This is a genomic window from Taklimakanibacter deserti, from assembly GCA_003574785.1.
The window spans coordinates 140,611-153,321 of the sequence record QORU01000016.1 but is presented as its reverse complement, the minus strand read 5'-3'; the positions used below and the strand labels follow the sequence as shown (position 1 = coordinate 153,321).

General features: G+C 61.7%; 12 protein-coding genes. 7 read left to right on the top strand and 5 right to left on the bottom strand.

Annotation, left to right across the window (positions count from 1 at the left end):
- The first annotated feature begins 7 nt into the window (after window positions 1-7).
- The 6 genes from DS839_RS29050 to DS839_RS29020 all read left to right on the top strand — a co-directional run bounded on the left by DS839_RS29050 (window position 8) and on the right by DS839_RS29020 (window position 5,078).
- Window positions 8-1,159, top strand: a complete 1,152-nt coding sequence (locus DS839_RS29050; RefSeq protein WP_119274009.1) for a GNAT family N-acetyltransferase — start codon at window positions 8-10, stop codon at window positions 1,157-1,159.
- A 17-nt stretch (window positions 1,160-1,176) separates the two neighbouring features.
- Complete coding sequence (locus DS839_RS29045; RefSeq protein ID WP_119274008.1) at window positions 1,177-1,611, top strand: HIT family protein; 435 nt, start codon at window positions 1,177-1,179, stop codon at window positions 1,609-1,611.
- A gap of 10 nt (window positions 1,612-1,621) precedes the next feature.
- On the top strand, window positions 1,622-3,577 hold the full coding sequence (locus tag DS839_RS29040) for an NAD(P)-binding protein (protein ID WP_119274007.1): 1,956 nt from the start codon (window positions 1,622-1,624) through the stop codon (window positions 3,575-3,577).
- A gap of 23 nt (window positions 3,578-3,600) precedes the next feature.
- Complete coding sequence (locus DS839_RS29035) at window positions 3,601-3,864, top strand: AbrB/MazE/SpoVT family DNA-binding domain-containing protein (RefSeq protein WP_119274006.1); 264 nt, start codon at window positions 3,601-3,603, stop codon at window positions 3,862-3,864.
- Window positions 3,865-4,298: 434 nt separating this feature from the next.
- Complete coding sequence (locus tag DS839_RS29025; protein ID WP_119274005.1) at window positions 4,299-4,739, top strand: Hsp20 family protein; 441 nt, start codon at window positions 4,299-4,301, stop codon at window positions 4,737-4,739.
- Window positions 4,740-4,751: 12 nt separating this feature from the next.
- Window positions 4,752-5,078, top strand: a complete 327-nt coding sequence (locus DS839_RS29020; RefSeq protein WP_119274004.1) for a hypothetical protein — start codon at window positions 4,752-4,754, stop codon at window positions 5,076-5,078.
- A gap of 860 nt (window positions 5,079-5,938) precedes the next feature.
- On the opposite strand, the gene clpA is transcribed toward DS839_RS29020, so the two are convergent.
- The 3 genes from clpA to DS839_RS29000 all read right to left on the bottom strand — a co-directional run bounded on the left by clpA (window position 5,939) and on the right by DS839_RS29000 (window position 9,281).
- Window positions 5,939-8,341: an ATP-dependent Clp protease ATP-binding subunit ClpA gene (clpA, locus tag DS839_RS29010; protein WP_119274002.1), complete on the bottom strand. Its 2,403-nt coding sequence runs from the start codon at window positions 8,339-8,341 to the stop codon at window positions 5,939-5,941.
- A 12-nt stretch (window positions 8,342-8,353) separates the two neighbouring features.
- Window positions 8,354-8,677: an ATP-dependent Clp protease adapter ClpS gene (gene clpS, locus DS839_RS29005; protein WP_119274001.1), complete on the bottom strand. Its 324-nt coding sequence runs from the start codon at window positions 8,675-8,677 to the stop codon at window positions 8,354-8,356.
- A gap of 259 nt (window positions 8,678-8,936) precedes the next feature.
- Window positions 8,937-9,281, bottom strand: a complete 345-nt coding sequence (locus DS839_RS29000) for a phasin family protein (RefSeq protein WP_119274000.1) — start codon at window positions 9,279-9,281, stop codon at window positions 8,937-8,939.
- Between the two features lie 302 nt (window positions 9,282-9,583).
- On the opposite strand from DS839_RS29000, the gene DS839_RS28995 reads away from it, so the two are divergent.
- The gene (locus DS839_RS28995; protein WP_119273999.1) at window positions 9,584-11,074 is read left to right on the top strand and encodes a serine hydrolase; all 1,491 of its coding nucleotides are present in this window, start codon (window positions 9,584-9,586) and stop codon (window positions 11,072-11,074) included.
- Here DS839_RS28995 and DS839_RS28990 read toward each other — a convergent pair.
- Both DS839_RS28990 and DS839_RS28985 read right to left on the bottom strand, forming a co-directional pair.
- Window positions 11,071-11,763: a DnaJ domain-containing protein gene (locus DS839_RS28990; protein ID WP_119273998.1), complete on the bottom strand. Its 693-nt coding sequence runs from the start codon at window positions 11,761-11,763 to the stop codon at window positions 11,071-11,073. The two genes, DS839_RS28995 and DS839_RS28990, sit on opposite strands and share 4 nt — an antisense overlap.
- Before the next feature lie 6 nt (window positions 11,764-11,769).
- Window positions 11,770-12,504, bottom strand: coding sequence for a vWA domain-containing protein (locus DS839_RS28985; protein WP_119273997.1), 735 nt, complete (start codon window positions 12,502-12,504; stop codon window positions 11,770-11,772).
- Window positions 12,505-12,711 lie beyond the last annotated feature (207 nt).

Genomic DNA, 12,711 nt, shown 5'->3' with positions numbered 1-12,711 from the left:
TCCGCCCATGAGGATCGAGATCGTCCCCAGCATTCTCAAGATCGAGGCGGAAGCCTGGAATGCTTGCGCCAATCCTTCAGGGAATCCGTATAATCCTTTCATTTCCCACGAGTTTTTATCGGCGCTCGAGCGGTCGGGTTCGGCCACTCAAAAGACCGGCTGGCTCGGCCGGCATCTCGTCCTGCGGGATGATGAGGGCACAATTCTCGGCGTCGTGCCGGCCTATCTCAAATCGCACAGCATGGGCGAATATGTCTTCGACCACGCCTGGGCCGATGCTTTCGAGCGCGCCGGGGGACGCTATTATCCCAAGCTGCAAGTGTCCGTCCCGTTCACGCCGGTGACCGGCCCTCGCCTCCTCGCGCCGACGAAAGAGCTCCGCTCGCTCCTGCTCCATGGCCTTCGGCAGCTCACGGCCGAGACAGGCGCCAGCTCCGTCCACATCACCTTCCTGCCGGAAGAGGATTGGCGCGAGCTTGGTCTTCCTCCCTGGCTCAAGCGCACTGACACGCAATTCCATTGGTTCAACCAGGATTACGGCACGTTCGATGATTTCCTGGCGCACCTGTCGTCGCGCAAGCGCAAGAATATCCGCAAAGAACGGCAAACCCTGTGCGAGCTCGGCATCGAGTTCGAGCAGCTCACCGGCAACGCCATCACCGAGGCGCATTGGGACGCCTTCTTCGCCTTCTACATGGATACGGGCTCGCGCAAATGGGGCAGCCCCTATCTGACGCGGCGCTTCTTCAGCCTTATCGGCGAGAGCATGGCGGAGCGTGTTCTCCTGGTCATGGCCCGGCGCGGCCGCAAAACCATCGCCGGGGCTCTCAATTTCATCGGCTCGGACGCGCTCTACGGGCGCAATTGGGGCACTATCGAGCATCATCCCAACCTGCATTTCGAAGCCTGCTACTACCAGGCCATCGATTTCGCCATCGCCCGCAAGCTCAAGCGCGTCGAAGCGGGCGCCCAGGGACCGCACAAACTCGCCCGCGGCTATGTGCCGAAATCCACCCACAGCCTGCATTACCTCGCCCATCCGGGCCTGGCCCGGGCGGTCTCCGACTATCTCGAGCATGAGCGCCGCGCGGTCGCCGAGGACCAGAGTGCCCTTGCCGAGCACGCGCCGTTCAGGAATGCTGTCGAGGACGACTTTTGAACCTTATGGAGCCTCAAATGCCCGCTTATGATCCCAACAATATCCTTGCCAAGATCCTGCGCGGCGAAATCCCGTCCATCAAGGTCTATGAGGATCAGGACACGATTGCCATCATGGATATCATGCCGCAGGCCGACGGCCATGTGCTGGTCATCCCGCGCGCCCCCTCGCGCAACCTGCTCGATGCGGATCCCGCGATCTTCAAGCCGCTCTACGAGACCGTCCAGGTCGTCGCGCGCGCGGTACAGCAGGCCTTCGGCGCGGACGGCGTCCTCATCAAGCAGTATAATGAGGCAGCCGCCGGCCAGACGATCTTCCATCTCCATGTCCATGTCGTGCCGCGCAAGCGGGGCGATACGCTGAGGGCCCATGGCGGCAAGATGGCCGACCAGGCGCTGCTCGCCAAGCATGCGGAGATGATCAAGCAGGCGCTCAATTCGCCGCAAAGCTGACGCCGCCGATATGAGCGAGCGCGCGCTGGGCATGGAAGCCAAGATCACGCGGCGCGACTTTCTGGACGGTGTCCTCCTCACGGCCGGCGCGCTGGCGCTGGACGTGCCGGCTAGGAAGGCCAAGGCGGAAGCCCTTTATCCGCCGGCCCTCACCGGCCTCAGGGGACAGGACGCCGAGTCCTTCCGCGTCCTGCACGCCCTGCGCGATCATGATCTCAAGAGTGTGATCAGCGGAGCGCCGGAACCGACGGGTGAAACCTATGATCTCGTCGTGGTGGGCGGCGGCATCAGCGGACTCGCCGCGGCTTTCCTCTATCGCCAGCAATCGGGCGGCAAAGCGCGGGTGCTCATCCTCGAGGCGTGCGATGATTTCGGCGGCCATGCAAGGCGCACCGAATTCATCGCCCGCAACGGCCGCAAGGTCATCGGCTATGGCGGCTCGGAGTCGCTGCAGTCGCCGAGCTATTTCTCGAGCGCGGTCCAGCGGCTCCTCGCCGACATCGGCGTCGACATCGGCAAGTTCGAAACCGCATACGACCAAGGCTGGGCCGACAAATACAAGCTCGGACCAGCGGTGTTCTTCCACAAGCAATGGTTCGGTGCCGATCGCCTGGTCAAAAAGACCGACAATGCCGCCGACTGGGTGCCGAAGACGCCGCTCAACGACAAGGCCAAGCGGGACCTCATCGAGCTCCTCGACAGTCCGCGCGATTATCTCCGCGGCAAGTCGCGCGAGGACAAGCTCAAGATCCTGTCGGAGGCGACCTATGATGAATTCCTTACCCGCATCTGCGGCTATGATCCGCAACTCGTCGCCTATTTCCAGAACTCGACTGAGGGCTATTTCGGCGTCGGTATCGATGCCGTCTCAGCCCTCGATGCTTGGGGCAACTGGAATCCGGGCTTCGACGGCATGGACCTGGGCTACCTAGCCTACCGGACGATGAGCGCCAGCGCGCGGCGTTTCCTGACCGATCCCGATCCCCATATTTTTCATTTTCCGGACGGCAATGCCGGTCTTGCGCGTGCCCTTGTCAGGGCGTTGATCCCGGCCGCGCTTCCCGGGCGCGGCATGGACAGCCTGGTCGTGACGCCGGTCGACTACGGCAAGCTCGACCAGGCGGGGAATGCGGTGCGGCTGCGCCTCAATGCGCCGGTCATCGGGCTCGATCATGCCGGCCGGGCCGAAGAAGCGAAATCGGTGCGGCTCGCCTATGTCGAAGGCGGCCGGCTCAAGCTGGTCGATGCCGGACATGTGGTGCTCGCCTGCTGGCATCGCGTCATTCCTCACATCTTCCGCGAATTATGGCCCGACCAGGTGGACGCGCTCAATGATCAGCAGAAAGTGCCGCTCGTCCTCGCCAATGTCCTGATCCGCAATTGGCAGGCCTTCACCAGGCTCGGCATCCGCGGCTTCACGGCGCCGTCGGCCGCCTGGCATGGCGCCGCGCTCGATTTTCCCGTCAGCATGGGCACATACAGATTTGCCGAAAATCCCGGCGAACCGGTGCTGCTCAATCTCCTCAAGGTCCCGAAGGCGGCGATCAGGGGTGTTTCGCCGCGCGAGCAGAATCTCGCCGGACGGCGTCTGCTGGCGGAGCTCAGTTTCGCGGAGATGGAATATGAGATTCGCGATCTCCTGGGCCGTGCTCTCGCTGAAGGCGGCTTTGATCCGGCCTTCGACATCGAAGCGATCACCATCAATCGCTGGGCGCATGGCTATGCGCGCGAATATTTGCGGCCCTGGGACATATTCTGGCCGGATGGCCCGCTGCCGATCGAGACGGCGCGCAAGCGCCGCGGCCGCGTCGCCATCGCCAATTCAGATTCAGGCGCCTATGCCTATGCTCATTCGGCCATCGACCAGGCGGCACGCGCGGTGCGCGACCTTTTAGGACATTCCCCCGATCTGCCGGCCTATGCCGATTTCCCCGGGCCGCCGCGCGATATGCTGGGGCTGAAATAGGGTGGATCAGGAGAATTGACACGATGGTGAAGCTGACAGTCACGAAGCGGAAGCAGGTCACATTGCGAGAGGACGTGCTACGTCATCTCGGCGTCAGACCGGGCGATGAGATCGAGCTTGCCATGTTGCCTGACGGTCGGGCGCTTCTAAGAAAAGCGGCTCGGCCGACCGGCACCATTGAAGATTTCATCGGCCGGCTGGCCGGCAAAACAGAGAAGCCGCTCACAATCGAGGACATAAACGAGATTACCGCCGCTGGCTGGGCCGGCCGTTTCCGGCAACGCTAGGCTTGTGCGCGAGACGTTGTCGGCAAATGACGGCATCCCGGTCGACTACTCAGCCGGTGCCCCGGCCTTCCGGAGTCGCGACGAAGCCGGCTTGGTCATGATCGGGCGGAATATTTTTGGATTGATAATCAACGGGTTAAGGACAAAACCTACGGTAGGGCTTTCTCCTCGTCGCGACCGAGACCTGGCACTCGGGCGCCGCGGCGGTATCTGGAAACGGCAGGCGTCCAGTTCATCCCCGAGAACGGGGGCGCCGTCGGGGTACGGCTGCGGACGACCTGACAAAAATTTTTCTGCTTGGGGGTCTTGAAGGCAGGCCAGCCAAAACTAGATCAAATTTCGCCGGGTCGTAGGGGTATTCAGATCCGGTGCGGGCATCGGCGTTAATCCCGATGCGCTGCTCGTACCCATGTTGCTCAATGGAGGATGTGGCTATGCGCAACTACGACTTCTCAACTTTCTCCCGTTCAAGCGTTGGCTTTGAACCTCTCTTCAATCTCATCAACGAAGCCCAAAGATTCAACGAGGAAGGCGGCTTTCCGCCCTACGATATCGTTCGCAAGGACGATTCGACCTACGCAATCCGCCTGGCTCTCGCTGGCTTCTCGGAGGATGAACTGGCCATCACCGCCAAGCAGAACCTCGTGACCGTCTCGGGTCACAAGAAGACCGACGAAAAGCGGCAGTATTTGTACGAAGGCATATCTGCCCGAAGTTTCGAGCGGCAATTCAGCCTGGCTGATCATGTCGAAGTGCGAGGCGCCGCCTATGAAAACGGCATTCTCGAAATCGAACTTCACCAGGATGTTCCAGAAGCGGCGAAGCCACGAAAAATAGCAATAAACGGCGGAGCCTCAGCCAAACTCATCAATTGAGGGAGGGCGGCTATGCGAGGGTTTGTTTCCGCCCGAAGGATACCGTGCGAGCTGAACCTGGACGACATCCTGGAGCCAGCTGACGCATTCTCACATCCGCAAGAGGTCGTTTGCGACCTGGATCTGACGATAAACGAAAAGCGGGCCATCCTGGCGTCCTGGGCCTCTGACGCATGTGCAGTCGAAGCCACCCCGGGCTTGCGAAGATCACCCGCCGGCGCAACGGTTACCTTCGACGACATTATGGATGCGCTCAAGGAGCTGGATGAGAGCGCTCGCAAGGGAATGAAGCGCACGCCGTCTTATCGGCGATTGATGAGACAGAGCGATATTCTTTGATCAACCCAATTGCTGTCCGTAGATCGCCCCCGGTAAGCAGCACAGGAGTCGGGCCAGCCGTCGCTTCTGAGGGCGGCGGGCCTGTTCATTCCAACGTGAAATCATGAAACTCCCCGGTTTGCTACTCACAAAGGCCGCGAAACTAGCGAGCAGCCAAACTGTTCGCCGCGTAGAACTATCCGCCGAGATCGGACGGCTTGAGGGTCGCAGGAGCATTAGCGATGCTGAAAGAGCCGAACTCGAGGAAATTCGGTCCGAGGCTGAAAATTGTGGCCAGGCGCTGATGCGCTTTGCCGGTTATCGGCCTTATAGCGATGCCGACCCGAAGTGTCCTCATTGCTGGATCGTCCGGGGGGAAATCTCTCTTCTTCGACCGGGCGCCAAACCCGAAAGCTATCAGTGTGCCCAGTGCGGGGCAGAGTATCCCTGAACCGATTATGGCGGGGAACAGATGTTCAACACTCTTCTCCGGCTGGTGATCTCGGGTTTTGGCTGTCGACACGAGTGGTTGAAGGATGGTGACCCGCAACGGCAATGGATTGTCTGCAACAAATGCCGTCTCTATGCCTACGTGCCGGACCCCGAGGGTGGGAAGAGGGGTAGCTGTGTTTGCGATGACGGACATCCGGCGCCGCTGATTACTGAGCCTCCGCCAGACTAGCATCGATCTGGCAACTCAAGCTGACAAGCATGTGTCAGCGCCGGGAACTAGCGACGGCCACCATTTATACCTTTGACATGGGTTCACGGCCTAATTTACGGTCGCTGATGGCACGGCCAACTCCCGTCTGCTGGCCTTTGCTGAAACAACAAAGCCCCCGGCGAAAGCTTCGCCAGAGGCTTTTTTCAGAGCTTTCAGTTCAATTCAGCTTTTCTTTCTTCTTCGGTGTCTTGCGCGGCCGGGGCGTGCCCGACTTGCGCTGGGTCAGCGCCTTGCGGTCGGGAGGCTTGGGCAAGGCTTTCTCCTCGTCGCGGCCGAGATACTGGAAGTGCAGTTTGCCTTCGCCGTCCTCGCCCTTCTCAAAGAGCACGCGTACCGTGCCGCCCTTGGCCAGCTTGCCGAACAGGACCTCGTCGGCGAGCGGCTTCTTGACATATTCCTGGATGATGCGCGCCAGCGGACGAGCACCCATCTGCTGGTCGTAGCCCTTCTCGGCCAGCCAGTTCCCCGCTTCCTCGGAGAGCTCGATATTGACCTGGCGCTCGGAGAGCTGCGCCTCGAGCTGGAGGACGAATTTCTCGACGACCTTGCGCACGACTTCGGGCGGCAAGTGGTCGAAGGCGATGGTGGCATCGAGCCGGTTGCGGAACTCGGGCGAGAACATCCGGTTGATCGCTTCCTGGTCGTCGCCTTCGCGCACCGTGCGGGTGAAGCCGAAGGCGGCCTTGGCCAGATCCTGGGCGCCCGCATTGGTGGTCATGATCAGGATCGTGTTGCGGAACTCGACCGTCTTGCCGTTATGGTCGGTGAGCTTGCCGTGATCCATCACCTGCAGGAGGATGTTGAACAGATCGGGATGCGCCTTCTCGATCTCGTCGAGCAGCAGCACGCAATAGGGGTTCTGGTCGACGCCGTCGGTCAGGAGGCCGCCCTGGTCGAAGCCGACATAGCCCGGAGGCGCGCCGATCAGGCGCGAGACCGAATGGCGTTCCATATATTCCGACATGTCGAAGCGTATGAGCTTGACGCCCAGGACGTCGGCGAGGCGCTTGGCAACCTCGGTCTTGCCGACGCCGGTCGGGCCTGAGAACAGGTAGCAGCCGATCGGCTTCTCTGGCTCGCGCAGGCCGGCGCGGGCGAGCTTGATGGCGCCCGCCAGCGCCCCAATGGCCTTGTCCTGGCCGAAGACCATGCGCTTCAATTCCTTGTCGAGCTCGCGCAAGACCGTCGCGTCGTCCTTGGACACGGTCTTCTGTGGGATGCGCGCCATGGTGGCGACGGTTTCCTCGATCTCGGGAACCCCGATCACCGTCTTGCGCTTGTTCTCGGGCAGAAGCATCAGCGAGGCGCCGGTCTCGTCGATGACGTCGATCGCCTTGTCGGGAAGCTTGCGGTCGCTCATGTAGCGCGCCGAGAGCTGCACCGCCGTCTCGATGGCGTCGTCGGTGTAGCGGACCTTGTGGAACTCCTCGAAATAAGGCTTGAGGCCTTTCAGGATCTTCACCGCATCCTCGACCGAGGGCTCGTTCACGTCGATCTTCTGGAAGCGGCGCACCAGCGCCCTGTCCTTCTCGAAATGCTGGCGGTATTCCTTGTAGGTCGTCGAGCCGATGCAGCGCAGGTTGCCGCCGGCGAGCGCCGGCTTCAACAGGTTGGAGGCGTCCATGGCGCCGCCCGAGGTGGCGCCCGCCCCGATCACCGTGTGGATCTCGTCGATGAACATGATGGCGCCCGGCTGGCGCTCGATCTCCTTGATCACCGCCTTGAGACGCTCCTCGAAATCGCCGCGATAGCGCGTGCCGGCAAGGAGTGCGCCCATGTCGAGCTGATAGATGGTGCAATCCTTCAGCACGTCGGGAACTTCATTGTTGACGATACGGCGCGCCAGACCTTCGGCGATCGCCGTCTTGCCGACACCCGGGTCGCCGACGAAGAGCGGATTGTTCTTCTGCCGCCGGCATAGGATCTGAATGGTGCGGTTGACCTCCTGCTCGCGCCCGATCAGGGGATCGACATGGCCTTCGGCCGCCTTCTTGTTGAGGTCGACGCAATAGGCCTCGAGCGCATCGGCTTCGTTCTTCTTCTTGCCTTCGCCGGTCTCGCCCTCGCCGTTCTGCTGGTCCTGCTCGACCCCGCGGGCAGGCCGCGAATCCGAAAGGCCGGCACGCTTGGCGATGCCGTGCGAGATGTAATTGACCGCGTCGTAGCGGGTCATGTCCTGCTCCTGCAGGAAATAGGCGGCGTGGCTCTCGCGCTCGGCGAAGATGGCGACCAGCACGTTGGCGCCGGTCACCTCGTCGCGCCCCGAGGACTGGACATGGATCACGGCGCGCTGGATGACGCGCTGGAAGCCCGCGGTCGGCTTCGATTCCTTGACATTGTCGACGATGAGATTGGCGAGCTCGTTGTCGATATAGCTCTCGAGATTGCGGCGCAAAATATTGATGTCGACGCTGCAGGCGCGCATGACGGCAGCGGCGTCCTTGTCGTCGGTCAAAGCGAGAAGCAGATGCTCCAGCGTCGCATATTCGTGGCTACGCTCATTGGCGATGGCGAGCGCGCGATGGAGAGCCTTCTCTAGACTGCGGGAGAATGTGGGCACCCTCTTGAGCTCCTATTCCTTTTCCATAGTGCATTGTAGCGGATGTTGGTGCTTGCGTGCAAAGTCCATGACCTGCGTGACCTTGGTTTCCGCTATCTCGAATGTGTATACCCCGCACACGCCGACCCCTTTCTGGTGGACATGCAGCATGATGCGGGTGGCCTCGTCCCTGCCCTTATTGAAGAACCGTTCCAGCACGACGATGACGAACTCCATGGGCGTGTAGTCGTCATTCAGAAGCAGGACCTTGTAGAGCGACGGCTTCTTCGTCTTGGGCTGCGTCCTGGTGATGACGCCCGTCTGTCCGTTGTCGTGTTTCGAGTCTCGCTGGGCCATGAGATCAATTATATATGCGCTATGGGGTCAAATGGGAGAGGTTAAAGGCGGCGATTTTGCGTCACGCCTTCAAATCTGACGCATGGCTTGCCGAGAGGAGCCAAAAACAGACCAATTGGCCGCATTTTTCGGCAGCGGACCGTCACAAAAGCGGGCTCCCGAAAAGTTGCAGACTTTTCGGGATAAAGCCTGCGCCTTGAAAAGAAAAACCCGGAGACGAGCGTCCCCGGGCTCAAAAAGCCTAGACTGAAATCCAGACTTACTTTGTCACTTTCGGCGCAACGCCCGAGAGCTTCGTCTCGAAGGGCTTATAAGCTTCCTTGGCGGCGGCGAGATAGAGCTCGCCGAACTTGTTCATCTGGCCGAGGAACGCCTCATAGGCCTCCTTGGCATAGGCCTGCTGGACCTCGAGAGCCTTGTCGAAGGACTTGGCCGAGGACGCCTTCTCGAAGGCTTCAGTGCCGCGCTCGAAGGACTTGCGCGAGAAATCGACGGCTTCGGCCGTGATCGTCTGGAAGCCCTTGCTTAAGGCGGTGGCGGAAGCGACATAGGTGTCGACGCTGTCCTTGCCGAAAGACTGGAAATCTTCGAACGACTTGATCATTGAGGAAATCTCCTGGGGTGAATGGGGTCAGTTACTCAACTTTGATGCAGGGCAATATATGCAGTGCACAATGAGTGTCAAGATTTATTTTGCAGTGCACAATTTTATCCTAGCTGCGAAATTTTGCAGTTTTACAAAATAGTAAGCACGACGGAGCGAAAATCGCCTCCGGCAATCGGCTGCGACCGGACTAGGATTAAAAGCCGAAAGTTGACGGTATGAAAATTCATCCGATTTTCATCGCCGAGTAATGTAAGAATGGGTAAAGGGAGCGGACTCGATCCGCCTCAGGGGAATTGAAGATGCTGTTGACTGCCCTTCGCCGCATGATGGTCAGCCTCGCGCTGGTTCTTGCCGTGAGCGCAGGTGGCATCGATCCGGCGGCGGCCAGGGCCAAGTTCTCAGCCCTCGCGGTTGACGCGAGGACCGGCGACATCCTGTTCTCGAGCGATGCCGACGGACTGCGCCATCCCGCTTCCCTCACCAAGGTGATGACGCTCTATATCCTGTTCCAGGAAATGAAGGCGGGCCGCCTCACCCTCGATAGCCGCATCACGGTCTCGCGCTATGCCGCCGGCCGGCCGCCGACCAAGCTCGGCGTCAAAGCCGGCCAGACGGTCAGCGTCGGAGACGCGATCAAGGCGCTCATCACGCTCTCGGCCAATGACGTGGCGGTGGCGGTGGGCGAGCACATCGAAGGCAGCGAATCCGCTTTCGCCCGGCGCATGACCGAGACGGCGCGGCAGCTCGGCATGTCGCGCACCACGTTCCGCAACGCCTCCGGGCTCCCCGATCCCAAGCAGGTCACGACGGCGCGCGACATGGCCACCCTGAGCCTCAGGGTGCAGCGCGACTTCCCGCAATATTATCCCTATTTCCGCACCAGCTCGTTCCAGTTCGGCAAGCGCACGATCCGCACCCATAACCGGCTGCTCCGCCGTTTCGAAGGCACCGACGGCATCAAGACCGGCTATATCAGGGCGTCCGGCTTCAATCTCACGACCTCGGCCCGGCGCGGCGACAAGCGCATCATCGGCGTCGTCATGGGCGGCCGCACGGGGCGCGCCCGCGACAATTACATGATCGCGATGCTCAACAAGGCGTTCCCCAAATGCACCGGTGGTGCCACGCTCGCTTCCGCCGTCGAAGGCACGAGCCCGCGCCTGACCGAAACGGAAGTGAAGGTCGCCGAGACCGACGAACCCGATCAGGAAGCGATCGCCAAGCGTGTGAAGACGCGGCGCACCGGCAAGGCGCCTGACCAGGCGGCGGAGCCTGAGGGCGATACGGCCGGTTTCGACAATGAGGAACTGGCGGAACAGGCCGAGACCGCCGCCAACCTGCCGGGCACGACATATGCCACGGTGAATGCCGATCAGGCCGACCTTGCCCGCGTCTCCGGCGAGGTCGCCAATCCCGACAGCCAACCGCAGCAACTCGCCTCGGTGGCGCCGGTCGGCGCCTCTCTGCCGGCCGACCTGCCCTTCAAGGTCAAAAAGCCCGGCGACACGTCAGGCGGCCAGGTCATCGTCGCCTCGGTCTCGTCCACCTGGAACATCCAGCTCGGCGCCTATCCGACGAAAGAGGCGGCCCAGGACGCCCTCTACAAGGCGCGTAAAGTGAGTCCCAAGCTCTTCGCCAAGAAGCAGGCCTTCACCGTCGAGGTGAAGAAGGGCGAGGAGACGGTGTTCCGCGCCCGCATGTCAGGCTTCAGCGCCAGCACCGCCAAGCGCGCCTGCAGGACGCTGTCGCGCAAGGGCGTCGACTGCGCGACGCTGGCACCGGAAGGCTAAAGCAGCACGTCCTTCGCCTGGTTGATCTTGGCGGCGAGATAATCCGAGCCGCCGCGGTCGGGATGGAACTCCTTCATCAGCCGGCGATGCGCGGCACGGATGTCATCCGGTGTGGCGCCCTCCTTCAGACCCAGCACGGCCAGAGCCTCGGCCCGGCTCATCTTGCCCGACAATGTGGCCGAGCCATTGCCCGGCCCCGTGTTCCAGGCCTCGCGCCAACCCGCCTTGCTGCGGTCGAGCCAGGCTTCGAGCAAGGGCCGGCTCTGGTCTCTGACGGCGGTGCATTGCTGATGAAGCGCTTTCAACTCGTCATTGCTCAGCGAGGATAGGAGGCGGCCCTTGAGCGGCCCGGCCAGCACGGTTCCCTCCATGCGCCCGGTATCGTGATCGAGTTCCATGGCGAGCAGGCTCGTCGCGACACGCGAGCGCTGGCCGGCCGATTTCCGTTCCCAGGGAAAGCCGCCGGGGAACAGGCCGGATTTTCCGAGCAGCCCCACGCCCAGCACGAAAAGCGGGATGGCGGCGTTGAAGGCGCCGCGCAAAGTGAGGAAGCCGGCTATGGCGATGAGGGCGAAGCCGCCCGCCTTGCGGGCGACGCCCGCGACCTGGGTGGCCGGTGTCGAGACGAACTGGCGCAACAGCCAATAGCCGCCGAAAGCGATCACCAGCGCAATCACGAGATTTAGCATAGGCGATTATCGCAATTGTTCGAGGAGAAGGCGAGCGGTTCCCCCCTTCTCTTTCGAATGGTCGGCCAGCGCCTGGCGCCCGCCCGCGGCATAGACCGCGACCGCGGCCAGGAGCTCGCGCAGCTGCCTTGCGGAGGCGGCATCGAGACGGAAATAGGCGCCGCGCGTCAATCGCGCGATCTCGCGATAGGCCTCGCGGGTCACGCCGTCATTGCCTTCTTGGAACATGAAGAGCGGCACGTTGAGAAGCCCGATCTCGCCCGCCGTCTGGCACAGGCTGTCGACATTCTCCTCCATGGCGTCGCCGACATAGACCGCCGCATTGATCCGGCCTTCGCTTGCGGCGCGGCGGATGTGGCTCAGCACCTTGCCGATCTGGGTGTTGCCGCCCCGGCAGTCGACACCGGTCATCATCCGCGCCAAAGCGGAAGGCTCGCTCGCCCATTTGGAGGCCCGGCACTCGTTGAAGCCGCGGAAATAGACCAGTTGGACGTCGAGGCCGCCGATCCTCTCCGTCTCGAGGAACATCTCGCTCTGGATCTGCAGGGCGTGGTCCCAGGTCGGCTGCCGGCTCATGGTCGCATCCATGGCGAAGATCAGCCGGCCGCGCTCGCCGGCGCGCTTCTCGGCCGGCGGCATGCGCTTCACCTGCTCGAGAAAGGACGAGACATCCTCCGCGGCCGAAATCTCGGTTTGTGCCGCGCCGGTCTTCACCGGCGCATTGGATTTGGCATTAGCCATATCCGCCGCCCTCCAAAAAGCGACGTTACAGATAGGTAAGCCTAGCACAAATCAAAGGATTATTTTGCGAGAAGGATTCCAGCGAAAAACCTAGGGCTCCCCGCACCCCAGGGCTCTCGCATACGAGACGAGTCGCCTCCGATGTTCCCCCTCTCCCGTTGCGGAGCAATGGGAGAGGGTGGCCGAAGGCCGGGTGAGGGCTCTTTG